Here is a 24395-nt window from a genome sequence, read left to right as displayed (position 1 = left end):
CCTCGCGAGCGCAGGCCCTTGACAACACGCACCAGCCGCAAACTTCACGGCCTTGCTGCTAGTGCCGCGGCGTCCGCCGCCGTCTGAGCCTCGTTGCGAGTCGCCGCGGCCTGGCCGACCGCGAGGTACGCGAACGCGAGGAAGAGCAGGCCCGCCACCACCGTGATGTAGATGGGGAAAGCCTGCCCCGCGTCGTCGTACTCGCTCGACCGTGTCAGCCGCCCACGACCTCCGAGATCTTGTCGGTGATCGCGGTGTAGATCGTGTTGCCGATGTCCGTACCCGTGATCGCCAACACGATCGCCACCACCACCGCGATGATTCCCAGGTACTCCACCGCCGTCTGGCCCTTGTCCTGGCGGGCGGTGCGGCGGAGGTACGAGACCGTGGTGTGGATCCAGTTGTTCATGGCGTTCCCCTCCGGGTGGCTCGGCTTCGGTGGCGGGAGCGTACGGCGGGACGCCGGGAGCGGCACAGGGCCCCGGGGCCCAATCGTGGGCCCAATCGCGAGTCGGCCGGCGGTCCATCGCGTTCACCCCAGTCCCAGCCACTTCGCGGTGGCTTCCGAGCGGCTGGCGCTGTGGAGCTTGGCGAAGATGCGGTTGATGTGGTTCTTGACCGTCTTCTCACTGATGAAGCACGTGGCGGCGATGTCCTGGTTGTTCATGCCGGACGCGATGAGGTCCATGATCTCCGCCTCCCTCGTGCTGAGTTGGAACCGTGACCGGTATGACGACGACTGTGCCACAGATGGTTGCATCTGCGAAAGCGTTTCTGATGGAACGCCGGGAGACGGCCCGTCAGAATTTGCAGTCGCATCTCCGAGTTGGGCCAGGAGCGCTCCCGCCGCGGTGGGCGTGAAGTGCGGCCTGCCCCGATCGGCGTCCCGGACCGCCGTCACCAGTTGGTCCGCCGTGAACTCGCCGTGGACCAGGTATCCGCCCGCCCCGCGCCGCAGGGCCTCCTGGACGATCTCCGACTCCCGGCTGTAGGTGAGCATGACGACGGGGGCCAGCGGGACCAGGTACGGCAGTGCCGCGATGCCGTCCACGCCCGGCATCCGGACGTCCAGCAGGATCACGTCGGGACGGTGGGCGCGGGCCGCCTCGTACGCCTCCCGGCCGTCCGCCGCCTCCGCCACGACCGTGATGTCCGCGCGGCCGGAGAGCAGGGCGGTGAGACCCGCGCGGACCACGGGGTTGTCGTCGGCCACCACCACGCGCAGCGACGCGGCCGCCGGTGGTGGGGGCGGCGGGAAGTCGGCGGGAGAGCGGGGGGCGGGTGGTCGCTGGTCGTCCGGCATCGGCCGGCCTCCTCTCGGGTGCGGGACGGTCAGGACGGGTCCGAATGGAGGGCCGCCAGCGGAAGCTCCAGGCGCACCTCCGTGCCGGTGGGGTGCTCGCCCCGGCCGATGCGGATACGGGCGCCGACCGAGGCGGCCCGTTCCACCATGCCGACCAGGCCGAAGTGGCCCGTGCGGCGGAGGTCTTCGAGGGTGGTCCCCGGGGGCAGGCCGCGGCCGTCGTCGTGGACGCTGAGGACGAGCAGGTCACCGTGGACGCCCGCGCTGACGTCGACGCGGGCGGGGCCCGCGTGGCGGTGGGCGTTCTCCATGGCCTCGGCGGTGATGGTGAGGAGCTGGCGCGCCACCGCCGGGGGGACGAGGGGTACGGCGGTTTGGCCGGTGGGGTGGCAGGCGGCGGGGACGCCGGTGCGGGCGGTGAAGTCGGCGGCGCGGGCGCACAGTTCGGTCAGGACGTCGATGCCGTGGGCGGGGTCGGACTCCCGGCGCAGGTCGGTGAGGAGCTCGCGGGACTCGGCCGCGGCCCGGCGGGCGGACCGGGCCACCAACTCCGCCTGGCGTCGGAGCAGGGAGGGGTCCGCCCGGTCGGCCGAGCCGGCCAGGCCGTCCGCCGCCAGGGCCACGCCGTGCAGGGTCTTGGCCACCGAGTCGTGCAGTTCGCGGGCGAGTCGGGCGCGTTCCGCCGCCACCGCCTCCGTGACGGCCAGGCGGGCCTGGACCGCCGTCAGGGCGTGGGTGGCCGCCCCGAAGCGGAGCATGAGGTTGCGCAGCGTGGAGCCGAGCGCGCCCGTGATCAGGCAGAGGCCGGGGAGGAGGAGGGTCTCGGCGGGGGTCGCGTCGGGCGTGCGCGCGAGGGTGGCGTGGACCAGGAGCAGGATCAGGGACTGGAGCGAGGCGAACACCGCGGCGCCTCGCCAGCCGTAGACCAGGCCGGCGAGGAGCGGGGTGCAGACGCTGACGTAGGCGAGGGTGCTGTCGGGGCCGGCCGAGATCAGGGGAAGGGAGCCCACGAGGGTGTCGAGGGCGAGGAGGGTGGGGTGGCGCAGGAGTAAGGGGCCGAAGCGTTCCCAGTCCCGGAACAGGACGTAGGAGGCCATGAAGGTGACCACCACCGCGGCGCCGACAAGGCGTACGCCCAGGCCCGGGGAGGCGTTGAGGAGGGCCGCGGGGGCGGCCAGGGCGATCATGGCGAGGCGGAAGCCGAAGACCTGGCGGCACACCGCTTGCAAGGCGTTGACCTGGATCGACGGCGCGGGCGCCGCGGCGGGCGACGCCGCCGCGCCACCGGCCGGGCCCGGCTTCCCGCCCTGCACCCGGGTCCCCGGCACCACCGCGGTGACCAACGCCGCCGGCGCACCCGGAGCCACCTGGACCGCCGGAGCCGGCGGAGCCTCCGAAGCCGCCGCCACCGACACCGACACCGCCGGAGACACCGAGTCCGCCGGAGACACCGAGTCCGCCGGAAATACCGAAGCCACCGGGACCACCCCAGCCACCGATGGAGCCGGCACCACCGGAGTCACCGCCGTCACCGAGTCCGCCGGAGACACCGAAGCCTCCGGGGACACCGGGGCCGCTGAAGCCCTCTCAGTCACCGGAGCCGCCGACGCCGCCCCCGTCACCGGGACTGCCGACTCCTCCGCGGCCGAAGCCGCCGAGGCCGCCGAAGCCACCCCCGCCGCCGAAGCCACCGGAGTCACCACGGCCGCCGCGGCCCCCGCGGCCCCCGCGTCCCTCGTGCCCCCCACGGCCGGCGCCGCCGGCTCCGCGCGTCGGGGTCGGCGGCGCGGCCGCCTCGGCCCGTTCCGTTCCGTCGGTGCGATCGTCATGGCGTCACTCACCCGTGATCGTTCCGAAGTCCGTGCCCGACCCCAGCAGCAGCCCCGCGCCGAGCAGCAGCATCGTCGCCGGCACCATGAACGTCGTGATCATCATGGTGGCCTTGGGCACCGCCCGCGCCGCCTTGCGCCGCGCGTTCTGCGCGTCCGTGCGCCGCATGTCCTTCGCCAGCGACACCAGCGTCTCCACGATCGGCGCCCCCAGTTCCTCGCCCTGCTGCAACGCCGTCACGAACATCGCGACCTGCTCGGAGTCGTTGCGCCGCCGCAGCTCGGCGAAGGCCTGGCGGCGGCTCATGCCGAGGTCCATCTGGCGCAGGGTGATGCGCAGTTCGTCGGCCCAGGGGCCCTCGTAGCGGGAGGCGACCCGGTCCAGGGCCTGGCGGAAGCCGAGGCCCGCGCTGACCACGACGGCCAGGACGTCGAGGAAGTCCGGCAGGGTCCGCTCGATCACGTCCCGGCGCACCCGGATCGCCGACCAGATGCCGACCTCCGTCCAGAAGGCGCCGAAGGCGAACAGCAGCAGGGCCATCAGCACGTTGCCCTGCACCAGGAACACCAGGCCGCCGACGCCGCCGAGGAAGCCGTACACCGCCCTGCGGGCCGCGTAGCGGTCGATGGTCAGGCCGCCCGGGTTGCCCGCCAGGTCGATCTTCCGGCGGTACTTGGCGACCTGTTTCGGGCCCATCAGGCGCAGCACGGCGGGGGCGTAGCGCATGCCCGTCCGGTCCACGAGCGAGTCGACCGCGCCGGTGCGGGTCGCGCCGACCTCCAGGGCGAGGGCGAGGTCGGCGGGGAGTTTCGCCTCCGCCCGGTACATCCGGATTCCGGCGAAGACGCCCCAGACGCCGAGGCCCATCACCAGTGCCAGCAGCAGTGCCATGCCGAACCCCCTTCCTCAGACGTCGATGCGGGACAGCCGGCGGATCATGACGAAGCCGACGGCGTACAGCGCGAACGCGATGATCACGCAGGCCTGGCCGACCGGGGAGCCGGTCATCCGCTCCAGGGCGCCGTCCTTGACGCCGTCCATCAGGAACAGCGAGCCCACGCCCATCACCGGGACCGCGTACGAGGTGATGCTCACCTGCGAGAGCTGGGTGCGGATCTCGCGGCGGGTCTCCTTGCGCTCCTCCAGCGTCTCGGTGAGGTTGCGCAGCGCGCTGACCAGCTGGCCGCCCGCCCGGTTGGCCAGCACCAGGGTGGTGACCAGCACCACCAGTTCGCGCGACGGCAGCCGGTCGGCGAGCTCGCCGAGCGCCTCGTCCATCGAGGCGCCGACCGCCAGCTGGTTGGCGACCTTGGCCAGTTCCTCGCCCGCGGGGGCCTCCAGCTCCTCCGCCGCCATGCCGATGGCGGTGCGCAGGGCGAGTCCGGCCTGGGTGGCGTTGGCCAGGATGCGGGCGAGTTCGGGGAGCTGGCCGATGAACCTTTCGATGCGTTTCTGGCGCTGCCAGTTGAGGAACTGCACCGCCGCCCAGACGCCCAGCAGCCCGGCGATCGGGCCGAAGAAGGGGGCGAGGGCGGCCTGCCCGACCAGCCACAGGCCGGCGACCGCGACGAGCATCGCGACGAAGAACTCGCCGGGGGTGACGTCCAGGCCGGTCGCCGCCAGCCGCAGCTCCAGCCTCCGGCCCGGCCGGGTGCGGCGCAGCCGGCGGTCCAGGGAGCGGAACAACCGCCGCCGGCCGGTGGCCCGGACCTGGCCGGTGGCCGACAGGCGGTCCACGAGGTCCTGCCGCTGGGCCCTGCCCATGGCGTAGGCGTGCAGGCCGGCCACGGCCAGGACGCAGGCCAGCAGGGTGACACCGGTGGTGAGCGGGACGAGGGTCTTGAGGTCCATGGGGGGGCGGCTCCTGCCTACCTGGCTTCTCGGGTGGCCAGTTGTGCTGCGGACTGGGCGACGCCGAAGGCGGGGGGTATGGGCTGGCTCGCCATGTAGAGGCGGTCGGCGGTGCGGCGGGTGAGCGGGAAGTACTCGAAGCCGCCGTGGATCCGGCCGTCGGCGGCCATCGGCCGGGCGTGGAACCGGGCGACCGTGGCCAGCCGGTACGGCTCTCCGCCGTGGCTGTCGAGCAGCGCGATCTCGGTGACCCGGCGGGCCCCGTCGGCGAACCGGGTGAGCTGGACGATCACGTCGACGGCGCTGTTGATCTGGTCGTGCAGCGCCGCGAAGGGGACCTCCACGTCGGACATGGAGGCCAGGGTCTGCAACCGCATCAGCGCGTCCTCCGCGCTGTTGGCGTGCACGGTGGCCAGCGAGCCGTCGTGGCCGGTCGACATCGCCTGGAGCATGTCCAGCGACTCACCGCCGCGGACCTCGCCGACGACGATCCGGTCGGGGCGCATGCGCAGCGAGTTGCGCACCAGGTCGCGGATGGTGATCTGGCCCTGGCCCTCGACGTTGGGCGGCCGGGACTCCAGCCGGACCACGTGGTGCTGCTGGAGCTGGAGTTCCGCGGAGTCCTCGATGGTGATGATCCGCTCGTGCTCGGGGATCAGCCCGGACAGCGCGTTGAGCAGGGTCGTCTTGCCGGTGCCGGTGGCGCCGGACACGATGATGTTGAACCGGGCCTGCACCAGTCCCGCCAGCAGGTACACCATCGGCTCGTCCAGCGACCCGAAGTGGATCAGCTCCTGGAGCGTGAAGGAGCGCGGGAAGCGGCGGATGGTGAGCGTGGCGCCGGTCAGCGACAGCGGCGGGATGATCACGTTGACGCGCTCGCCGGACGGGAGGCGGGCGTCGACCATCGGGTTGGACTCGTCCACGCGGCGGTTGACCGTGGAGACGATCCGTTCGATGGTCTGCATCAGCTGGTCGTGCGAGGCGAAGCGCAGGGGCAGCTGTTCGACCCGGCCGCCGCGCTCCACGAAGATCGCGTCCGGGCCGTTCACCATGATCTCGGTGATGGACGCGTCCTCCAGGAGGGGTTCCAGGATGCCGAGGCCCAGCGCCTCGTCGACGACGCGCCGGATCAGCTGGGAGCGCTCGACGGTCGACAGCACCGGGCCCTCCCGGCTGATGATGTGCCCGAGCACGCGCTCCAGCCGCGCCCTGCGCTCGGCCGCCGCGAGCGCGCTCATCTCCGCGAGGTCGATCTCCTCCAGGAGCTTGGCCCGGTAGGAGGCGACCAGGTGCGCGTCCTCGCCCCGGCTGCCGCTCTCCTCGGGGGAGTTGATCCGTGCCCGCAGGCTCATCGCCGTTCTCCCTGCTCAGTGGTCCATCGGCATGGTGGCGGTCTTGCGGGCCGGGCCGAAGTCCCAGCCGGGCACGACCGACGGGATGTCGATCGTGGCGGTGACCTCCACCTCGTCACCCAGGTCCGCCCTCGTACAGTCGGCGTCCAGCCAGGAGCTGACGGCACCGCGGCAGTCCTGCGCGTACGGCCCGTCGAGCGAGGCGCTGCGCGCGCCGGTGCGGGCGGCGGTGCCGGCCTGCTGCGCGGTGTAGGCGACCAGCCCGATCTGGACGGCGGCCAGGGCGACGAGGATCAGGACCGGGACGAACCCGAGGTACTCCAGGGCCACCTGCCCGCGGTCGCGGTCACGGCCGCTGCGCCGGTACGTCATGTCAGTCCGTCTCCTCCACGACGGCCCCCGCGTGGCCCTCGACCCGGAAGGGGAAGCCGACCGCGCCGGGGAAGAGGACCGGCACCTGGAGGCGCACCTCGGCCGTGACCAGGCCGCCGCTCTCGCCGCAGGTCACCCGGGCACCCCCCTCCCACGCGGACGGCAGATGCCGTACGCCCGCCGTCTCGCAGGCCGCCTGGCGGTCCAGGACCGCCGTGCCCGCCCGTGCCGCCTCGTCCGCAGCGTTCCCCGCGAGCGTGAAGGTGTACCCCAGGAGCACGAACTGCCACAGCAGGACCAGGGTCAGGATGATCAGCGGGGTCATGCCGAGGAACTCGACGGTGACCTGGCCCCGGTCGCGGTCGTCCCGGCGCGGCGCCGTCATCCGTCCCTCCGCCGCCGGAAGCTCACCGCGCCGCGGTCCCCGCGCAGCCGGCCGCCCTTGCGTTCGGCCACCGGCGTCCTGACCAGCCCCAGCTCCCCCGCGAGCGCCCACAGGGCCTGTTTCACGGCGCTGCGCTGGTCCAGCTCGTGGACCCGCCCGGCGTCCACGACCGCCTGGAGTTCCTTGTAGTGGGCGGGCACGGCCGTCGAGGCGACCGGCGTGCCGGTGATCCGCTGGATGAGCGACGGCTGGATCTCGGTGGCGCGCGTGTGCCGGTTGACGACGACCGTGGTCTCCTCGGCCTTGCGGATCTGCAGCCGGTCCCACATCCGCACGGTCCGTTTGGCGCCCCGGACCGCGACCACGTCCGGGGTGGTGACCAGCAGCGCGGTGTCGGCCATCTCCACCGCGGCGGCGCCGGCGCCGCTCAGCTGGGCGCCGCAGTCGATGACGACGGTCTCGTAGCGGGAGCGCAGGGCGCTGACGATCTGCCGGGCGGCGCGGTCGGTGACCTCCTCGCCGCGTTCGCCCTCGCCGGGGGCGAGCAGCAGGGCGACGCCGGTGTCGTGCCGGAAGACGGCGTCGGCGAGGACGCGCGGGGAGATGTCGGTGATGGCGGCGAGGTCGGCGACGCTGCGCCGGAACTGGACGTCCAGGTAGGAGGCGACGTCCCCGGTCTGGAGGTCCAGGTCGACCAGCACGGTGGAGCGGCCCGAGGCCTGGGCGGCGAGCGCCAGCTGGATGGCGGCCAGGGTCGCCCCGACGCCGCCCTTGGCGCCGCTGACCGTGACGACGGTGCCGCCGGCGCCGGTGAACACGTCACCGCCGTGGCCCAGGTGCCGTCGTACCCCCACCGACCACTGGGCGACCGCCTGCACGCGGTTGGCGAGTTCCTCGTACGACAGCGGCAGCGCGGCCAGGCCGCGCGCGCCGGCGTCCATGGCGGCCTGGAACAGGCCGGGGCTCGCGTCGGAGGTGACGAGGATGACGCCGACCGCCGGGAAGCGCAGCGCCACCTCGCGGATCAGCTCCAGGGCGGGGACGGGGCCGATGCGTTCGTGGACGACGACGACCTCGGGCAGTTCGTCGACGGACTCGGCGGCCAGCCGGGCGAGGGTGTCGACGAGCTGGGTGGAGTCGACGACCGGGGCCACCGGTTCGGCGTCCGGGAGCTGGCTGAGCAGGGTCGTGACCGAGCGGACCGCGTCCGGGTCGCCGACGGCCGGCAGGATCCTCGTGGGCATGCGGGCCTCACTTGTCCTTCGCGAGTTCGTAGGTGCGTTCCTCGGCGGGGACGGTGGCGTCGCCGCCGGGGGCGACCAGGGCGAGCCGGACGCGTTCGGCGAACGACTCGGCGTAGGTGATGCGCTGGGCGTCGATGGTGGACAGCGCGAAGGTGATGGGCACGGCCTCGGTGGCGCGCCGGGCGCGCTCGCTCGCGTCGGGTTGCAGGGAGGTGAGCTCGCCGACGTCGATCACCTGGGCGTTCGCCACGACGATCCGGGACTGGGCGGGGGTGCCCTCGCGCTCGCCCGCGAAGGTGGCGTACACGTTGACCGTGGACCCCGGCGTGATCTTGCCGGCCACTCCGGTGGCCGCGTCGATCATGATGGCGACCTCCTGCTGCCCGGGCCGCAGGGCGGGCTGGTCGACGATCATGTCGGTCTGGAGCAGGGAGCCCCGGCGCAGGGTGGTGACAGCGATCTTGCCGCGGATCTGGCGCAGGTCGGTGACCGCGTTGTCGGACAGCCAGCGTTCGGGCATCTCGATCCGCTCGAACCGGTCGGCGGTGAGCACGGTGTAGGGCGCCACGTTCTCCTTCACCCGGTACGCGGCGACCTCGGGGCCGACCTTGGACTGCACGTCGTCGACGACGGAGAGCACGCCCGCGAACGCGCCGAGGGCGCACAGGACGGACAGGAGCAGGAGTATGACGCCGCGGCGCTGACGGGAGTTCATGAAGCGTGCATCCTCGTTGGGGGTGGGGTCGAGCGGGTCGGGGTTCCGGTCGGGGCAGCGGGTCACCCCGCCGGGAGCTGGAGCTGGTTCTCGTACGGCGGTGCCGTCGCGGAGCAGAACACGCACCGGTCGCCGATCACGTCGATGCCGCACCAGTGGCAGCTGCTCCGGCGGACCGAGCCGACCAGCTGGTAGAGCACCGACAGATCGGGCAGATAGGTGCAGAACTCGATCAGCCTGCCCGTTGCCCACCAGGTGGCGGACTCCGCGGGCAGCGGGGCCTCGCGCAGGCCCTGCACGAGCCAGGACGGGGCGAGCGTGGCACCGACCCAGTCGGACTGGAGCTGTCCGCGGGCGAGCAGCATCCAGGTCCCGAACTCCGGTCCGGTGAGCCGGGCTTCCGGGCCGATCCGGACCAGCTGCGGCTCGGGGTGGGCGATCACCCCGAACTGGCTGCCCGGCACCCACGACCGGGCGTGCGAGGTGAGGCCGACGGGGACGCGGTCGAGCCGGGCGACGGAGCCGAGCAGCGCCCCGGCGTGCAGGTAGTGGGTGAGCAGCCGGCCCGCCGAGGCGAGGACGCCCGGGCCGAGGTCGCAGGAGGCGAGCTGGCGCAACTGGCGGGCCAGGACGGCCAGGGCGAGCGGCGGCAGGTCGGGCCGGAACAGGGCGATGCGGTCGCTCTCCAGCAGGGACCGGACGGTGCGCAGCCGGCGCTCCACCCCGGCCGGGGCGGCCCGCGAGCAGACGACGATCACGTGCCCGTGCGCCTCGATCAGGCCCTGCACCTCGGTCAGCACCTGGTCCAGCGGGCGCCGGTCCAGGTCGCGCAGGACGACGGCGGGCAGGGTCCGCTCGTCCTGCGCCGGCAGCGCCATGTCGGCACTGGTCACGGCAATGGCTGTTGGCACGCGCAGCTCCCCGTTTCCCACCCACGTCCGGCTCGCCGGCGCCTTCCTCGCGCACCGGGACGACTTCACTGCGTGACTACCTCAGCACTGTATCCACGCCTCCGTGACCGGAGAACAGCGTTTCCGTAGCCGGACGGCAACTCCTCGCGCACAAGACGCGCCAAAACGGGGCACATTGAACATCCCAAGCGAACCCGAAAGGGTGGGCGGCCCGCACCCGTGACAGCGGAATTGGTCTGGACCGACCGGGGGATCCCACTCGGCTCCCCCACCGGAGGCCCCCGTGGACCGCGCACGCAGACGCAGACGTACCCGCATCTGGGCGGCAGCGGTGACCGCCGCCCCGGCGCTCACCGTGCCGGCGATCGGCCAGGCGTCCGCCGCGGACGTCGACGACGCCCGCAACGCCGGGTTCGGGTCCGGCCTGGCGAACCGGACCTGCTCGGCGGGGAGCGGGACCACCGTCTCCTCGCCGGCGCACGGCGGCTCCGCCGCGCTGAAGGCGACGCCGGCCGACCAGGACGACGCGCGCCGCAGCCGGACGGTCGCGGTCCAGCCCGACTCGGCCTGCACGCTGAGCACGGGGGTGCACGGCGGCTGCGCGTACCTGGGCGCGACCGGCACGGGCACCACGGACGTGTCGGCCTGGGCCCCCGGCTCCGCCACCTGCAAGAAGCCGTCGACGACGTTCACCAGGGGCGCCGCCACGCGCTCGGTGACGGTCCACACGCACGGCTGGTACGGCCAGGCGGCCTGCCTCGCCGACGACGTCCCGGTGTTCGGCCCCGACGGGGCGGCGGCGGTGACCCGGCGCCGCCCCCGTCCCGGGCGCGCCGTCGGGTGTCACGGTCTCCGGCACCGCGTCGTCGCCGGTGTCCCTGGCCTGGAGCGCGGTCGTGGGCGCCACGGGCTGCCAGGTCTACCGCGACGGCACGAGGGGGACGGCGGTGACCGGCACGTCGGCGACCGTGACCGGGCTCGCGGCGTCGACGTCGTACGCCTTCCAGGTCACGGCGACCAACGCGGCGGGCGCGTCGGCGAGGTCGGCGGCGGTGACCGGCGCGACGGCGCCGACGGGCGGTGGCGGCGGCACGGTCCCGCGGCACGCGGTGACCGGCTGCTGGCAGGACTTCACGACGGCGAGGGGCGCAGCCTCGTCCAGGTGAACGTGCAGCCCGGCATGCTGGACGTGGCCGGCGAGCTGTTCGGCGGCGCCGAGACGCTGCCCGACGGGACGCTGGTCACCACCCGAGCAGCCCGGCGAGAGGGCGAGCCGCCCGCCAGGGCGCTGCGCCGGGCCGAGAAGGGCGGCGCGGGGGTCGTGCTGTGGACCGCCGACACCCTGCGCGCCGACGGCCTCCGGGTGGTGATCAGCGCCTTCAACAGCGGTGCCCAGCACACCCCGGCGACCCGCGAGACCCCCGCCCTCACCGTCGAGCAGCTCCGCGGGATCGCCCTCGACTCCCGGTGGCCCGCCCTGCTCGGCCGACCGCCAGGGGGTGTCTCCGAGTGTCTCCAGAAGTGTTTCCAGGGGCGTCTAGAAGAACTCCGACCACGGCTGGTCCCAGACCTGCTTCACGCACAGCACCAGGAACAGCAGGCCCGCGACCGCCAGCATGCCGTTGCTCACCCACCCGTTGCGCCACTGCCTCGGCGTGCGGTCGGAGTTGAGCAGCCAGATCAGTGTGCCCGCCAGGAACGGCAGGAACGCCGCGCCGAGCACGCCGTAGATGATGATCAGCCGGAACGGCTGGCCCGCGAAGAGCAGGACCATGGGCGGGAAGGTCAGCCACAGCAGGTACGCGCGGAACGGCCAGGAGCGTTCCCGCTCGCCGGAGGCGACCTCCGCGCCCGTGGTCCGCGCCCGCTTGCGGTAGCGCGCCACGAAGTCGGCGAACATCAGGCTCACGCCGTGCCAGACGCCGATCAGGGAGGTGAAGGAGGTGGCGAAGAAGCCGATCAGGAAGAACTTCGCGGTCGTCGTGCCGTACTCGTCCGCCAGGATGTCGCCCAGCTGGAGCAGGCCCTTGTCACCGCCGGCGAGCGCCACCTCGCGGGCGTGCAGCAGTTCGGCGCCGACGAAGAGCATCGCGATGACGAAGATGCCGGTGGTGGCGTAGGCGACCCGGTTGTCCAGCCGCATGACCTTCATCCAGCCGGTGTTGGTCCAGCCCTTGGCGTTGACCCAGTAGCCGTACGCGGCCAGCGTGATGGTGCCGCCGACACCGCCGATCAGGCCGAGGGTGTTGAGGACGGAGTCCTTCTCGTCGGGCAGGACGGGCAGGAGCCCGGCGAGCGCGTCCGGGAGGTTGGGGGTGACCCGGACCGCCAGGTACACCGTCACCACGAACATCACGCCGACCAGGACCGTCATGACCTTCTCGAAGACGGCGTACTTGTTGAACCAGACGAAGACCAGGCCCACGACACCGCACGCGATGCCCCACCACTCAAGGTCCATCACGTCCGGGAACAGCGCCTGCAGCGGCAGCGCGCTCGACGACATCGCCGCGGCGCCGTACACGAAGCCCCAGACCACGGCGTAGACGGCGAAGAAGTACGTGGTCCAGCGGCCCAGGCCGGCCCAGCCGTCGAAGAGGGTGCGGCCGGTGGACAGGTGCCAGCGGCCGGCCGCCTCGGCGAGGGAGATCTTCACCAGGCAGCCGATGACGGCGGCCCACAGGAGGGTGTAGCCGAAGTTGCTGCCCGCGATCAGCGTCGCCACCAGGTCGCCGGCCCCGACGCCGGTCGCCGCGACGACGATTCCGGGGCCGATGTACTTCCAACGTGCCTCGCGGGGGATCGAGTCGGGGTGCGGGGCGGTTACCGCCCCGGTGCCGCTGGTGTTTCCCGTGGTGTCCGCCATGGAGGTCAAGAAAGCCCATGCGCGCCGGACGGACAAGAGGGCGTGCGGGGTCTTCACTCGATATGGGTGGCCGCCGGGGCCCCGCCCGCGCGCGGGCCCCGGCGGCCGGGGGTCCCGCCGGGGCCCGTGGCGTGCGGGTCACAGCTGTCGCCCACCGCAGCCGTCGCACGCGCAGGTGCCGAGCTCGAACCAGACGGTCTTGCCCGGCCCGTCCTGGTGGCAGCCCCAGCGCCGGGCGAGCGCCTGCACCAGGAACATGCCCCGGCCGCTCTCCGAGGTGCCCGCGTCGAGCACCTGCGGGACGCGCCGGCCGCCGTCGAAGACCTCGCAGCGCAGGACGCCGTGGGCGGCGGACAGGGTGAGCCGGAAGCGGCTCGCGGCGTGCAGCAGGGCGTTGGTGGCCAGTTCGCTGACGAGCAGTTCGGCGGTGCCCACCAGGTCCTCGCCGAGGCCGTCGCGGTCGGCCAGGCCCCAGATCTCCAGCTGCCGCCGCACCTCCGCGCGGGCCTCACCGACGGCGGACGGACGGGGGGCGTACTCGACACTCACGTGGCCGGCTCTCATGGGTGGCTGGGGATAGGCGCCGTACCGGGGGTCCGGATCCGGGCGGCCTTCCCCGGAGAGTTGCAGCATGTCTTCAGCATCGTGCGTACCGGGTGGGGCGAACACGGGGAGGACTACCTGTTTCCATACCTGCGCGGGGGCGCGCATCCGGATCGGGCTACGCGTACTGCAGGCGCACGACCGCGCCCGCCTCGTCGTCGCGCACGTCGACGTACGCGCACACCTGACGCGCGAACCACAGCCCCTGCCCGGGGGCCGGCTGGACGGCGGGCGGCGGCACGAACCCGGCGAGCGGGTCGTCGACGCGGCGCGGTGAGCGCAGCTCGCAGACGCAGCCGCCGGTCCCGCCCCACAGCAGCACCTGGCTGACCGGGTCGAGCGGGGCCGCCGCCTCGGACACGGCCGTCGCGAACAGCTCCGCGTCGGCGGCCGGCAGACCGTGCCCGACGGCCCAGGCGTGGACGGCGTGCGGTTCGGGTGCGGCCAGCGGACACGCGTCGCGCGGGACCGGCGGCAGCGGTACGGCGTCCAGTTCGGCGGCGATGACCAGCGGGTCCTCGTAGACGCCGGTGCCGGGATGGGCACGGCGGGCGGCGGCGACCACGGCCGGGCCCGCGGTGCGGGTGTCGTAGGCGCACAGGGCGGTGGTCGCGAACGGGGCGAAGAGGAGGTTGGCGAACGCCTCGTAGCGGATCCACTCGCTGCTCTCGCGGGCGGAGCGGCCTGCGCGGCCGCCCCAGTCGGGCTCCATCAGCAGGTGGACCCGGCCCTGCGGGCCGGCGTGCGCGGCGAGGTGACCGGCGCCGCGCGCCACGGCGTTGGCGGCCGAGCCGGTGTACCACTTGGTGTGCGGCACGAAGCCGACGCGGCGGGCGTCGGCGCCGAGGGCGTCGCGCAGCAGGTCGAGCTTGCCGGGGGCGGCGATGGCGACGGGCGGGGGCTCGTCGGGGGCGGCGAGGCCCTCGGCGAGGAAGGGCAGGGCGGCGGCGACGAACTCGTCGTCCGTGGCGAAGACGGCCATGCGGTGGTCGAAGGTGCCGTGGGCACGTGCTGGTGGGGTGGGCATGAGGGTTCCTGTCGGTGGTGTCGGGTGTCTGCGAGGTCTGTGGGATCTGCGTGTCTGTGAAAGGGTGTTCGCGGCCTCCGTGAGGTCTGCGTGTCTGCGGCCTCCGTGAGGTCTCCGTGTCTGCGGCCTCCGTGAGGTCTGCGTGTCTGCGGCCTCCGTGAGGTCTCCGTGTCTGCGGCGTCTGCGGTGTCTGTCGCGCTGTGTGGTGTCGGGGGTGTGGGGGGAGGTGCGGGGTCGGTGGGGCGGTCAGCGCCGGGCGGTGATCCAGGCCGCGATCTGGCTGCGGTTGCTGAAGCCGAGCTTGTTGAGGATCCGTTCGACGTGGCCCTCGGCGGTGCGGCGGGCGATCACCAGGCGGTCGGCGATCTGCTGGTTGGCCAGGCCCTCGGCGACCAGTTCGGCGACCTGTGTCTCCCGGCGGGTGAGGCGGACGTCGGGCTGCGGGCGGCCGGCGGCGGGCTGTTCGGGGCGCTCGTCCAGCGCGTAGCCGGCGACGCCGGTGAGGCCGAGCGCGGCGCCCTGCTGGTACGCGCGCTCGTAGGCGGCCGTGCCGAGGGCCTCGCGGGCCCGGGTCTCGGTGCCGCGGCGGGCGGTGTTCAGGGCGGCCGAGCCCCAGCGGTCGCGGTCGACGTCCGCCCAGGCCCGGTCGGCGCCGCCGAGCAGCACGGCCGCCCGGTCGTGGGTGCCGTCGAGGGCGGCGATCTCGGCCAGCAGGTCGAGGGTGAGGCCCATGCCGGTGACGTCGTGGACGGCCAGTTTCAGGCGCAGCGCCTCGCGGGCGTGCCGTTCGGCCCGGGCGGGGTCCTGACGGACGGTGTGGGCGAGGGCGAGCATGCGGTGGACGTAGGACAGCACCCACTCCTCGCCGTGCCGCTCGCACAGCCGGCGGGCCTCCTCGCAGACCGCGATGGCCTGGTCGGCCTCGCCGAGGAAGCCGAGCGCGCAGGCGAGTTCGACGTGGTCGAGGCCGACCAGGCTCAGGTGCCGGCCGGGCAGGGGGCCGCGCTCGACGCCGGCCCGGAAGTGGGCGAGCGCGGCCCGCAGGTCGTCGCTGAACAGCAGGACGACGCCGAGCACGTATTCGGCGTGCGCCGCCTCGGCCTCCAGTCCGAGCCGCCGGGCCAGCGCGCGGGACTCCTCGGCCAGCCGGCGGCCGCGGGTGAGGTCCTCCGGGCAGCCCGCCAGCAGCCCGGCGACCCACAGGGCGCGGGCCCGCTCGGCCGTGGGCTCGGGACAGACGTCCAGCGCCCGGTCGAGCCAGTACCGCCCCTCGCGGGGGGCGCCACAGGCGTGCCAGTAGAACCAGAGGGTCCCGGCCAGCCGGAGCGTGGCCAGGGCGTCGGCGGGGTCCGGCGGCACCGCGGCGGGACCGGCCCCGGCGTCACCGGGCCCCGGCAGGCTCCCCGCCGGCCAGGCCGACGCGTCCGGCGCGATGGGGAGTCCGCCGGCGCCCTCTCCCCTGACCGGGACCCCGTCCGCCCCGGGCGGCAGGCCGAGGGCCAGGGCCGTGCGCAGGTTGTCCTGGTCGGCGCGCAGGCGGGCCACGATCCCGCGTTGGCCGGGGCCGAACCACGCCCGCTCACAGGCGGCGGCCCGCTGCTGCATCCAGTCCCGCAGGCGGCGGCAGGCGGCCAGTTCCTCGCCGGGGACTTCGCGGAGCCGCTCCAGGCCGTAGTGGCGCAGGGTGTCGAGCAGGCGGTAGCGCACGCCGTCGGGGCCCGGTTCGCGGCACAGCACGGACTTGTCGACCAGGCCGGCCACGGTCTCCAGGACGTCCTGCGGGCGCACCCGCTCGCCGTCCGCGCACACCGCCTCCGCCGTCTCCAGGTCGAAGCTCCCGGCCGCCACGGACAGCCGCGCCCACACCGACCGCTCCCGTCCGGTGCACAGGTCGTGGCTCCAGTCCACGGCCGCGCGCAGCGTCTGGTGCCGGGGCAGGACCGCTGAGCTGCCGGCGGACAGCAGGCGGTAGCGGTCGTCGAGGCGGGCCAGCAGCTGCTCGACGGAGAGCACCCGCATCCGGACGGCGGCGAGTTCGATGGCGAGCGGCAGCCCGTCGAGGCGCCGGCACAGCCGGGCCACCGCCGGCCGGTCGGCGGGCGTGAGGCGGAAGCCGGGGACGACGGCGGCGGCCCGGTCGGCGAACAGGGTGAGCGCCGGGCCCGGTGCGGCGCCGGACAGGTCGCCGTCCGGGTCGGGCACCGGCAGCGGCCGTACCTCCAGCAGGTGTTCCTCGGTGAGCCCGAGCCGGTGCCGGCTGGTGGCGAGCACCCGGACGCAGGTGGTGCCGTGCAGCAGCGCCGCCACCAGCCGCGCGCAGGCGTCCAGCAGATGCTCGCAGTTGTCGACGACGAGCAGCAGCCTGCGGTCCCGTGCCCGGGTCACCAGCGCGTCCAGCGGCGGCTGCGCGGAGTGGTCGTGCAGTCCGAGGGCGCCCGCGGCGGCGACCGGGACCAGCTCCGGGTCGTGCAGGCCGGAGAGGTGCACGACGTGCACGCCGTCGGGGAAGGCGCGGGCGACACGGGCCGCGAGGTGCCCGGCGAGCCGCGTCTTGCCGACGCCGCCGGGTCCGGTGAGGGTGACCAGACGGGCGCGGGCCAGCAGCTCGCGGCCTTCGGCCAGTTCGGCCCGCCGGTCGACGAAGCTGGTCGTCTCCACCGGTGGCCGGCCGTCCCGTCGTGGCGCCGATCCGCCCATGATCAGCCAGTCCTAGGAGAGTGGGTGGGGTCGTGTGCGCGACCCTCACTCTGCTCGAACGCGTACATATATGCACGCTCCGGTCACACCGGCGGGTGTTCTTCGCCGAGTACCCGTCCCGGCGGGTGCGGTCCGCGTACACTGCGCGGTCCTCAACGGCCGCACGCGAGGCCCGACCTGGCGGTTTCCCGCCGCTCCGGGCCGGTCCGGGCCGCCGCTTCGACGACGCGCTCTTGACCCGCTCATGCCAGACACCCACGATGAGCGCCACACCCGCACCAGCACGTCGTACGTCGCACGGAAGAACCACCCCCACCGCTCCGCTCCCCGCTTCCGGAGACCCCGGAATTCCTGGAGAACCAAGGAGATTGCATGCGACTTCGCACCCGCGGCTCAGGCGTCCGCAGCGGCAGACGCACCGCCGCCCTCGCCGCCCTGCTGGCCCTCGCCCTGGCGGCCCCGGTCTCGGCGACGGTCTCCGACGCCTCCGCCGACAGCGCGGGCCGGGCGGCGCCCTCGGCGGACGACGTCCGCCAGTACGAGATCCACACGCACGCGACCGCACGGGACCGGACGGCGATCCAGCGCTCGGGCGTCACCGTGGACGAGGCCGACGACCACACCGTCGTCGTCTCCGGCCGCGCGGACCAGATCCGCACACTGCGCTCGCTCGGCTACGAGATCACCCCGCTCGGCGCCGTCCCCGACCGGTCGGCCGGCGAGGACGACGTCCGGCTCTTCGACTTCCCGTCCGCCGACTCCCGTTACCACAACCACGCGGAGATGACGAGCGCGATCAACTCGGTCGTCGCGGCGAACCCGGGCATCGCCAGCCAGCGCGTGATCGGCAGGTCGTACCAGGGCCGGAACATCGTCGCCGTCAAGATCAGCGACAACGTCGGCACGGACGAGGCCGAGCCCGAGGTGCTGTTCACCCACCACCAGCACGCCCGTGAGCACCTCACCGTCGAGATGGCGCTGTACCTGCTGCGCGAGCTGACCTCCGACTACGGCACCGACTCCCGCGTGCGGAACCTGGTCGACAACCGGGAGATCTGGATCGTCCCCGACCTCAACCCGGACGGCGGCGAGTACGACATCGCCACCGGCTCCTACCGGTCGTGGCGGAAGAACCGGCAGCCCAACTCCGGCTCCTCGTACGTCGGCACGGATCTCAACCGGAACTGGAACCACCGGTGGGGCTGCTGCGGCGGGTCCTCCGGCTCGCCGTCCTCCGACACCTACCGCGGCCCGGCGCCCGAGTCGGCGCCGGAGGTGAGGGTCGTCGCCGACTTCGTGCGCAGCCGCGTGGTCGGCGGCACCCAGCAGATCAAGGCCGGGATCGACTTCCACACCTACAGCGAACTGGTGCTCTGGCCGTTCGGGTACACGTACTCCGACACCACCACCGGGATGACCGCGGACGACCGCGACGCCTTCGCCGCGGTGGGGCAGAAGATGGCCGCGAGCAACGGCTACACGCCCGAGCAGTCCAGCGACCTGTACATCACGGACGGGTCGATCGACGACTATCTGTGGGGCTCGCAGAAGATCTTCGGATACACGTTCGAGATGTATCCGCAGAGCTCCTCCGGGGGCGGGTTCTACCCGCCCGACGAGGTGATCGAGCGGGAGACCGCCCGCAACCGGGACGCGGTGCTGCAACTGCTGGAGAACGCGGACTGCATGTACCGGTCGATCGGGAAGGAAGCCCAGTACTGCGGCTAGTGCCGCGGCAGGCGGCGTTTGCCCCGTCGCGGCACTAGGCGCGCGGTTCCCCGCTCTCCTGACCGCCCGCGTCCTCGTCGAAGTAGGCGTCCAGGACGGCGTCCAGCTGCTCGTCCCACTCCTTGTGCCGGGACCGGGAGTCCGCCTCGATCTCGATGGGGTACCAGCGCCGGTCGGGCGTGTGCACGGTCACCGTGAACCGCCTGCCGAAGCGCGGGGACTCCGTCTCGATCGCGCCGATCTCGTCCCAGCGGAACTCACAGGCCTCCTCGTCGAGGCTGAGGCGTACGCCCCGGGCGTCGGCGACGATCCGGGCCCGGCGGTCGGCGGCCTCGAAGACGGGGCCGTCGGCCGCCTCGCCCTCGGGCTCCTCGCCGTCCCCGGGCTCCGCACCGGCCCGGGGTTCCTCGCCCGCCTCGGGCCTGTCGGCCGCCTCGGGCTCCGCCGGGGCGGACGTCTCCCCGGAGAGCTCCGCCCCGGCCGGCGCCGCGTCCTCGGGTTCGGGCTCGGCGGCCTTCTCCGGGCCGGTGAGCCCGGGGATGTGGGCCGGGTTCACCCCGGCGTCCAACGGCTGACTGCTCGTACCTATGCGCTGCTCCACAGCGGGCAGTATGGCGGACATCGCTGTGCCGTGGGGCCCCGGGGGCGGCAGAGGTCACTCGTCCATGAAGACGATCCTGCGCGACGGGGTGGCCGCCCCCGCCGCCGCGGTCGCCACCGAGCGGCCCGCGGGCACCGCGCGCTCCCGGCCCCAGGCGCGGATCTCCTCGATCTGCTCGGGGTTGACCCGGCTCAGCGGCACGGTGTTGGCGAAGGTGTCCAGCACGAACGACGGCTTCAGGCGGTCGGCGCCGCCCAGGCGGTACGCCTCCTCCCCCACGTCGTGCAGCGTGGACTCGATGTCGCTGCCCGCGAAGCCCTCCGAGAGGTCGACCAGCCGGTCCACCTGCTCGGGCTCGGGCTCGGCCCGCAGATAGCGGCGGTAGTACAGCTCGATGATCTCCCGCCGGTCCTGGCTGTCCGGCAGGTCGACGAAGAACAGCTCGTCGAACCGGCCCTTGCGCAGCAGTTCGGGCGGCAGGCTGCGGATGTCGTTGGCGGTGGCCACGACGAAGGCCCGCGAGCGCGACTCCTGGAGCCAGAACAGGAACTGCCCGATGATCCGCTGCGGCACCCCGGACAGGTCGTCCTTGCCCGCCAGGCCCTTCTCGATCTCGTCGATCCACAGGACGCAGGGCGCCACCCGGTCCGCCATCGCCAGCGCCTCGCGGAACCGGCCCTCGGACTCGCCCAGGTACTTGCCGTGGATGCCGGCCATGTCGAGCCGGTACAGCGGAAGCTGCCACTCGTGGGCGATGGCCTTGGCGGACAGCGACTTGCCGCAGCCGGGCACGCCGACCAGCAGCACGCCCCGGGGCGGGCGCAGTTCGGAGCCCCGCAGATCGGCGTGGAGCATGTCGTGCTTGCGCCGCAGCCACTCGCGCAGGCTGGTCAGCCCGCCGACGGTGTAGTTGCCCTCCTTCAGCTGGACCCGCTCCAGGCCGGTGAGGTTGCTGAAGATGCGGTCCTTGGCCTGGGCGAGCCCGAGCACGTCGGCCTTCAGGATCGAGCCCTTGGCGGCGATGGTCGCCATGAGGTTGATGCACTCGGCCTCGGTGACACCGCTGAGGAACTCGGCGGCGCGCCGGGTGTCGTCCTCGTCCCACTCGATGGGGATGTGGCCCCGGTGGTCGCCGAGGAAGCCGTCGAGGGTGCCGTACATCTCGTCGGCGTCCGGCAGGTCCAGGTGCAGGCTCATGCCGAGGCGTTGCAGGCCGCTCCAGATGGGGGCGTCCGTGATCAGGACGATGCTGCCCATGTTGTTGTCGGCGAGCCGGGCCAGTTCGGCGATGTGCCGGGTGACGGGGGTGTCGGACTCCAGGTGGTCGGGGTCGACGAGGACGACCGTGGCGTTGGCCCGGCTGCTGAACTGGGCGGCGGCGAAGTCCATGGCGCCGGTGAGGGAGCGGTCGTCCTGGACGGCGGCGTTGGTCCGCAGGTCGCGCAGGCCGGTCGCCCTGGTGTAGATCCAGAACGGCATGCTGCTGCGCCGGGGCTGGAGGGCGGCGTCCCGCAGGAGGCGGAGGGCGCGCTGCTGTTCTATGGTCCGCATGCCGATCACCGGGACACGGGCGGAGATGTAGCTGTCCAGGTGGTGCAGGCTTTCGGTGTAGTTCGCCATGGGGGCCTTCGGTTCGTTTTCGGGTGCGGGTGCCGTGGGGTGTCTCGCGCGGTTCCCCGCGCCCCTGCGTCAGGACGGTCGGTCGGTGCGGTCCGGCACGACCCTGCGGCGGGGGCGGTTCCCGGTGTGGGCCTGCGACCAGGGGTCCGCCGTCGGCGTGCTCGCCGCCGTCAGGGCGTTGTCGCGGATCGTGCGTCTGCGTCCTTCGATCCAGCGCAGGTCAGCGCCGTTCGCCGCCGCCAGGTGGTCCAGGTTGCGTTCGATCTGGCGCTGGAGGTCGGTGATCTGGGAGTCGACGAGGTCGGTGAACCGCGTGCGGAGCGTCCCGGGCAGGCCCGGGTGGCCCGCCAGGGCGCGCACCTCCCGCAGGCCCGTCCGCGCCTGGGCCAGGGCGCGGCCCGCCGAGAACTCGTCGGAGGCCGCCGACAGGGCCCGGGCGAGTCGCTCGTTCCAGGACGTGAGGCGGGCGTCGAGGGCGTCGCCGAGGTGGAGCGCGAAGCGCTCCCAGGTCTCGCCGGGGAAGTCGTCCTGGGACAGGGCCGGCAGGGCGGCCGGGTCGGCGGGTTCGGCGGCGGCCCAGCGGCGCAGGAAGTCGACCCAGGTCTCGTAGGGGCCGCCGTGCCCCCAGTAGGTGTACGCCGTCACACCGTGCCGCCCGGCCTGCGCACGACCGTCTCGCCGGGCGGCAGGGGCTCCCAGTCGGGCAGCCCCTCGGCGATCTTGCGGACCCTGCTGGTGGCGCGCTCCCCGGCGGGCCGGCGGGTGGCGCCCCAGGGGGAGCTGCCGGGGGTGGCGTACTGGGGGTCGCCCGGGGGCCTGCGGGGTGAGGGCGGGGCCGCCGGGGCGGAACCGGGCGGGGTGCTCATGAGGCGGTGTCCTCCTTGGCTACGGTGCGGCCCTCGAACGGGGAGCCGCCGCTGGTGGCGGTGGTGAGGGAGGTGATGAACCCCCGGCACCGCGGCTCGACGGCGTCGGCGGCGCGGAACTTGGCGTTCCAGTCGGTGAGTTCGGCGGAGGCGGCCCGCAGGTGGTGCACGGACTCCTGCTTGGCCTGCTGGAGCAGCTGCCGGGCGTTGTCCCGCAGGCGGGCCGCGGCCCGGGCGGCGTTGTTCAGCACGAGCCCCCAGGCACCGCCGACGAGCAGCGCGATCACCAGGGCGGCCGGGAAGGAGAAGGTGCCGACGACCACCAGGATGCCGAGGACGGTGAGGGCGAGCGGCTTCGACTTCTTGCCCCAGGGATAGGCGTAGGCCGCGACGAACGGCTCCGTGTGCCGGTCCCAGTGGGCGGCGAGCGCGCCTTCCAGCTCGGGCAGCGGGCGGGTGAAGGAGCCCGTCCAGGGCGGCAGCCGGAAGGTCTGCGCGGCGACCGTGTACGCGGTGCCGAACTGCGCCTGCACGTCCTGCGGGACGGCCGCCCGGTAGTCGCGGGTGAACCCGGCGTGCGCCTGGAGGAACCACTCCTGGCAGGCGGCCACGGAGAGCCGCTGGGTGGCGGGCGAGGCGCCGATGGCCGCCGGGTTGAGGGCGGCGGTGGTCTGCACCGTCAGGTAGTCGAGGCTCTCGTCGTACGAGGCGGAGTCCGCGTCGGCGGCCGCGCGGGCGGCGTCGAGGTCGCCGCCGTGGTCGATCACCGCGTGGTGGAACGCCAGGTCGCGGCGGAGCGGCAGCTCCTCGGTGTCGTACTCGGAGACCAGCCGGTCGAGGATGTCGTCGACCGCGTCCTCCAGCCGCTCGGAGGGCTGGAACTCGCGTCCCATGACGGCCCGGTACCGGTCGAGCACGACCTGGTGGGCGCGGGCCCGGCCGAGCACGGCGTCCAGCTGCGGCCACTGCGGGCTGACCTGGGCCAGACGCGGGAACTCGGGCGCCGCGGAGGGCTGGGCGAGGGAGTCGATCTCCTCGCGCCAGCGGTCGATCTGCCGCTGCTGGCCGTCGGCGCTGTCCATCAGCCGGGCGCGCCAGCCGGCCAGGGTGGAGTGCAGCAGCTCGCGGCCGGCGAGCCCGAAGGCGCCCTGGGCGATGGACTCCAGGATGACGGCGAACTCCCGGCCGAGCGCCGCCGGGTCCTGCGCGAGCAGGTAGTGCCGCAGCCAGCGCACGGCCGCCTCCCGGCGGTCCTGGCGGCGCAGCACCAGCGCGAAGAAGAGCGAGGTGCGGTCGGGTGAGCGCCGGAAGGCCTCCTCGACGGCCCGTTCGCACAGCGACCGGTCGTCGGCGGACCAGGAGGCGAGGGCGACCAGGGCGGGCGCCAGCCAGTAGCGGGGCGTCTGGATCATCAGCTGGTCGCCGACCGCGCGGACGTTCTCCTCGGAGACGAGGCCGAGGTCGAAGGCCTGGAGCATGCCGACCGCGGTGCGCCGCACCGTCTTGTGGTGGCCGAACTCGTGGTCGACCTGGTCCTGGATCACACCGATCCGGGTCTCGGCGCGCTGCACGTTGGCGGTGAGCTGGGCGGTCTTGACGAAGGCGAGGAACTCGTCGCGCAGCTGCTGGAGTTCGGTGCGGGTCTGCTGCTGGTTGGCCTCGACGGCGGAGACCTGGCCGGAAACGGAACCGACCTGCTCGCTGAGCCGGACCACGAGGTTGCTGACCTGCTGCACCTTCTGGTGCAGGGCGTAGTCCACCTCGGACATGCGGTTCTCCGATCACATGGTTCTGGCACGTGGTTCTGGCACGTGGTTCTGGCACGTGGGTCTGGCACGTGGGTCTGGCACGTGGGGCTGGCACGCGCCGCGGGGCGTCAGGGGCGGACGACGGTCCCGTCGTCCAGGACCGGCAGCAGCAGTCCGCCGGAGTAGACCTCCACGAACGCGTAGCCGCCGGAGCGCACCAGCATCCGGGCGCCCGCGAACGGCTCGGGCACCGCGTCGGACGGGGCGAAGTGGCGGATGATCACCTGGAAGAGGTTGAGCTGGTGGTCCACGTAGGGCGGGCCGAGGTGGCAGCGGGCGAAGAAGCCGAGCGGGACCTCCCCGTAGTGGGCCCGGTACTCCTCGCCGATCCACGCGGCGAGCTGCCGGCGGGCGGGCTCGTCGAGGCCCGCGTCGAGCCGGCCGACGGCGTCGCGCAGTCCTCGCGGGCGGGGGGCGAGGCGCTCGCGGCGCAACGGTGCGGCGGGGCCGGGCGCACCGACGGTGCGGCGGGTTCCGGCGGCCGGGCCCCGGTCCGTGCGCCGCAGGGCGTCCGACGAGGCGGACGGCGGTGTCCCGGCGCCGCCGGGCTGCACGATGCGCCGTGGCCGCTCCAAGTGGCCCATGTGTCCCCCGAGCTGATGTGCATGAGCGA

General features: G+C 73.6%; 22 protein-coding genes and 2 pseudogenes. 2 read left to right on the top strand and 22 right to left on the bottom strand.

All coding sequences use genetic code 11. The annotated features are described in order from the left end of the window. Nucleotides 1–53: 53 nt before the first annotated feature. The 12 genes and pseudogenes from ACFF45_RS16330 to ACFF45_RS16275 form a co-directional block, all read right to left on the bottom strand. A pseudogene (locus tag ACFF45_RS16330) lies at nucleotides 54–218 on the bottom strand (pilus assembly protein TadG-related protein); the annotation flags it as partial. Then, nucleotides 215–409: a Flp family type IVb pilin gene (locus ACFF45_RS16325; protein ID WP_381346758.1), complete on the bottom strand. Its 195-nt coding sequence runs from the start codon at nucleotides 407–409 to the stop codon at nucleotides 215–217. The gene ACFF45_RS16325 and the pseudogene ACFF45_RS16330, both read right to left, overlap by 4 nt. A gap of 123 nt (nucleotides 410–532) precedes the next feature. After that, nucleotides 533–1303: a response regulator gene (locus ACFF45_RS16320; RefSeq protein WP_381346757.1), complete on the bottom strand. Its 771-nt coding sequence runs from the start codon at nucleotides 1301–1303 to the stop codon at nucleotides 533–535. 29 nt (nucleotides 1304–1332) lie between these two features. Continuing rightward, nucleotides 1333–2670: a sensor histidine kinase gene (locus tag ACFF45_RS16315; RefSeq protein WP_381346756.1), complete on the bottom strand. Its 1338-nt coding sequence runs from the start codon at nucleotides 2668–2670 to the stop codon at nucleotides 1333–1335. Between the two features lie 466 nt (nucleotides 2671–3136). Continuing rightward, nucleotides 3137–4024, bottom strand: a complete 888-nt coding sequence (locus tag ACFF45_RS16310) for a DUF5936 domain-containing protein (protein ID WP_381346755.1) — start codon at nucleotides 4022–4024, stop codon at nucleotides 3137–3139. A gap of 15 nt (nucleotides 4025–4039) precedes the next feature. Further along, a complete protein-coding gene (locus tag ACFF45_RS16305) occupies nucleotides 4040–4984 on the bottom strand; it encodes a type II secretion system F family protein (protein WP_381346754.1) in 945 nt (314 codons plus the stop codon). Between the two features lie 17 nt (nucleotides 4985–5001). Then, nucleotides 5002–6339: a TadA family conjugal transfer-associated ATPase gene (locus tag ACFF45_RS16300; RefSeq protein ID WP_381346753.1), complete on the bottom strand. Its 1338-nt coding sequence runs from the start codon at nucleotides 6337–6339 to the stop codon at nucleotides 5002–5004. A 15-nt stretch (nucleotides 6340–6354) separates the two neighbouring features. Then, on the bottom strand, nucleotides 6355–6711 hold the full coding sequence (locus tag ACFF45_RS16295; RefSeq protein ID WP_381346752.1) for a TadE family protein: 357 nt from the start codon (nucleotides 6709–6711) through the stop codon (nucleotides 6355–6357). A 1-nt stretch (nucleotide 6712) separates the two neighbouring features. Then, complete coding sequence (locus ACFF45_RS16290) at nucleotides 6713–7096, bottom strand: TadE family protein (protein WP_381346751.1); 384 nt, start codon at nucleotides 7094–7096, stop codon at nucleotides 6713–6715. Next, nucleotides 7093–8340: a CpaE/TadZ family protein gene (locus tag ACFF45_RS16285; protein ID WP_381346750.1), complete on the bottom strand. Its 1248-nt coding sequence runs from the start codon at nucleotides 8338–8340 to the stop codon at nucleotides 7093–7095. The genes ACFF45_RS16290 and ACFF45_RS16285 overlap by 4 nt, the downstream gene beginning before the upstream one ends. A 7-nt stretch (nucleotides 8341–8347) precedes the next feature. Next, nucleotides 8348–9055 carry a Flp pilus assembly protein CpaB gene (gene cpaB / locus ACFF45_RS16280; RefSeq protein ID WP_381346749.1) on the bottom strand — a complete coding sequence of 236 codons (708 nt, stop codon included), beginning with the start codon at nucleotides 9053–9055 and terminating at the stop codon, nucleotides 8348–8350. Between the two features lie 62 nt (nucleotides 9056–9117). Continuing rightward, on the bottom strand, nucleotides 9118–9933 hold the full coding sequence (locus tag ACFF45_RS16275) for a hypothetical protein (protein WP_381346762.1): 816 nt from the start codon (nucleotides 9931–9933) through the stop codon (nucleotides 9118–9120). A 316-nt stretch (nucleotides 9934–10249) separates the two neighbouring features. Between ACFF45_RS16275 and ACFF45_RS16270 the strand changes: the two are divergent. Further along, nucleotides 10250–11099: pseudogene (locus ACFF45_RS16270) on the top strand (fibronectin type III domain-containing protein); the annotation flags it as partial. Between the two features lie 404 nt (nucleotides 11100–11503). On the opposite strand, the gene ACFF45_RS16265 reads toward ACFF45_RS16270, so the two are convergent. The 4 genes from ACFF45_RS16265 to ACFF45_RS16250 all read right to left on the bottom strand — a co-directional run bounded on the left by ACFF45_RS16265 (nucleotide 11504) and on the right by ACFF45_RS16250 (nucleotide 17120). Then, nucleotides 11504–12832 carry an Nramp family divalent metal transporter gene (locus ACFF45_RS16265; protein WP_381346748.1) on the bottom strand — a complete coding sequence of 443 codons (1329 nt, stop codon included), beginning with the start codon at nucleotides 12830–12832 and terminating at the stop codon, nucleotides 11504–11506. Nucleotides 12833–12970: 138 nt separating this feature from the next. Beyond that, on the bottom strand, nucleotides 12971–13381 hold the full coding sequence (locus tag ACFF45_RS16260; protein WP_381346747.1) for an ATP-binding protein: 411 nt from the start codon (nucleotides 13379–13381) through the stop codon (nucleotides 12971–12973). Between the two features lie 172 nt (nucleotides 13382–13553). Further along, nucleotides 13554–14462 (bottom strand): anti-sigma factor RsbA family regulatory protein, encoded by a 909-nt coding sequence (locus tag ACFF45_RS16255; protein ID WP_381346746.1) that lies wholly within the window; start codon nucleotides 14460–14462, stop codon nucleotides 13554–13556. A 246-nt stretch (nucleotides 14463–14708) separates the two neighbouring features. Then, complete coding sequence (locus ACFF45_RS16250) at nucleotides 14709–17120, bottom strand: ATP-binding protein (RefSeq protein WP_381346745.1); 2412 nt, start codon at nucleotides 17118–17120, stop codon at nucleotides 14709–14711. A 411-nt stretch (nucleotides 17121–17531) separates the two neighbouring features. Here ACFF45_RS16250 and ACFF45_RS16245 point away from each other — a divergent pair, with 411 nt between their 5' ends. Then, a complete protein-coding gene (locus ACFF45_RS16245) occupies nucleotides 17532–18887 on the top strand; it encodes a M14 family metallopeptidase (RefSeq protein ID WP_381346744.1) in 1356 nt (451 codons plus the stop codon). A gap of 34 nt (nucleotides 18888–18921) precedes the next feature. Here the strand turns inward: ACFF45_RS16245 and ACFF45_RS16240 are convergent, their stop codons facing one another. The 6 genes from ACFF45_RS16240 to ACFF45_RS16215 form a co-directional block, all read right to left on the bottom strand. Continuing rightward, a complete protein-coding gene (locus ACFF45_RS16240) occupies nucleotides 18922–19488 on the bottom strand; it encodes a hypothetical protein (RefSeq protein WP_381346743.1) in 567 nt (188 codons plus the stop codon). Between the two features lie 54 nt (nucleotides 19489–19542). Further along, nucleotides 19543–21108: an AAA family ATPase gene (locus ACFF45_RS16235; protein WP_381346742.1), complete on the bottom strand. Its 1566-nt coding sequence runs from the start codon at nucleotides 21106–21108 to the stop codon at nucleotides 19543–19545. Between the two features lie 69 nt (nucleotides 21109–21177). Then, the gene (locus tag ACFF45_RS16230; RefSeq protein ID WP_381346741.1) at nucleotides 21178–21753 is read right to left on the bottom strand and encodes a hypothetical protein; all 576 of its coding nucleotides are present in this window, start codon (nucleotides 21751–21753) and stop codon (nucleotides 21178–21180) included. Beyond that, a complete protein-coding gene (locus ACFF45_RS16225) occupies nucleotides 21750–21974 on the bottom strand; it encodes a hypothetical protein (protein WP_381346740.1) in 225 nt (74 codons plus the stop codon). The genes ACFF45_RS16230 and ACFF45_RS16225 overlap by 4 nt, the downstream gene beginning before the upstream one ends. Beyond that, on the bottom strand, nucleotides 21971–23743 hold the full coding sequence (locus ACFF45_RS16220; RefSeq protein ID WP_381346739.1) for a hypothetical protein: 1773 nt from the start codon (nucleotides 23741–23743) through the stop codon (nucleotides 21971–21973). Before ACFF45_RS16220 ends, ACFF45_RS16225 begins: the two co-directional genes overlap by 4 nt. A 107-nt stretch (nucleotides 23744–23850) precedes the next feature. Next, a complete protein-coding gene (locus tag ACFF45_RS16215; RefSeq protein ID WP_381346738.1) occupies nucleotides 23851–24366 on the bottom strand; it encodes a hypothetical protein in 516 nt (171 codons plus the stop codon). Nucleotides 24367–24395 lie beyond the last annotated feature (29 nt).

Origin of the sequence: Streptomyces cinereospinus (genome assembly GCF_042430725.1) — a bacterium.
GTDB classification, from domain to species: domain Bacteria; phylum Actinomycetota; class Actinomycetes; order Streptomycetales; family Streptomycetaceae; genus Streptomyces; species Streptomyces cinereospinus.
The sequence above is the reverse complement of the archived record's forward strand: the minus strand, read 5'-3'. Positions and strand labels throughout refer to the sequence as shown.

Bases quoted from the DNA above. Each gene is read 5' to 3' on its own strand.
- ACFF45_RS16265 (WP_381346748.1), bottom strand. From the start codon at position 12,832: ATGGCGGACACCACGGGAAACACCAGCGGCACCGGGGCGGTAACCGCC.
- ACFF45_RS16320 (WP_381346757.1), bottom strand. From the start codon at position 1,303: ATGCCGGACGACCAGCGACCACCCGCCCCCCGCTCTCCCGCCGACTTC.
- ACFF45_RS16245 (WP_381346744.1), top strand. From the start codon at position 17,532: ATGCGACTTCGCACCCGCGGCTCAGGCGTCCGCAGCGGCAGACGCACC.
- ACFF45_RS16235 (WP_381346742.1), bottom strand. From the start codon at position 21,108: ATGGCGAACTACACCGAAAGCCTGCACCACCTGGACAGCTACATCTCC.
- ACFF45_RS16220 (WP_381346739.1), bottom strand. From the start codon at position 23,743: ATGTCCGAGGTGGACTACGCCCTGCACCAGAAGGTGCAGCAGGTCAGC.
- ACFF45_RS16225 (WP_381346740.1), bottom strand. From the start codon at position 21,974: ATGAGCACCCCGCCCGGTTCCGCCCCGGCGGCCCCGCCCTCACCCCGC.
- ACFF45_RS16215 (WP_381346738.1), bottom strand. From the start codon at position 24,366: ATGGGCCACTTGGAGCGGCCACGGCGCATCGTGCAGCCCGGCGGCGCC.
- ACFF45_RS16275 (WP_381346762.1), bottom strand. From the start codon at position 9,933: ATGGCGCTGCCGGCGCAGGACGAGCGGACCCTGCCCGCCGTCGTCCTG.
- ACFF45_RS16310 (WP_381346755.1), bottom strand. From the start codon at position 4,024: ATGGCACTGCTGCTGGCACTGGTGATGGGCCTCGGCGTCTGGGGCGTC.
- cpaB (WP_381346749.1), bottom strand. From the start codon at position 9,055: ATGAACTCCCGTCAGCGCCGCGGCGTCATACTCCTGCTCCTGTCCGTC.
- ACFF45_RS16305 (WP_381346754.1), bottom strand. From the start codon at position 4,984: ATGGACCTCAAGACCCTCGTCCCGCTCACCACCGGTGTCACCCTGCTG.
- ACFF45_RS16300 (WP_381346753.1), bottom strand. From the start codon at position 6,339: ATGAGCCTGCGGGCACGGATCAACTCCCCCGAGGAGAGCGGCAGCCGG.
- ACFF45_RS16290 (WP_381346751.1), bottom strand. From the start codon at position 7,096: ATGACGGCGCCGCGCCGGGACGACCGCGACCGGGGCCAGGTCACCGTC.
- ACFF45_RS16325 (WP_381346758.1), bottom strand. From the start codon at position 409: ATGAACAACTGGATCCACACCACGGTCTCGTACCTCCGCCGCACCGCC.
- ACFF45_RS16295 (WP_381346752.1), bottom strand. From the start codon at position 6,711: ATGACGTACCGGCGCAGCGGCCGTGACCGCGACCGCGGGCAGGTGGCC.
- ACFF45_RS16285 (WP_381346750.1), bottom strand. From the start codon at position 8,340: ATGCCCACGAGGATCCTGCCGGCCGTCGGCGACCCGGACGCGGTCCGC.
- ACFF45_RS16255 (WP_381346746.1), bottom strand. From the start codon at position 14,462: ATGCCCACCCCACCAGCACGTGCCCACGGCACCTTCGACCACCGCATG.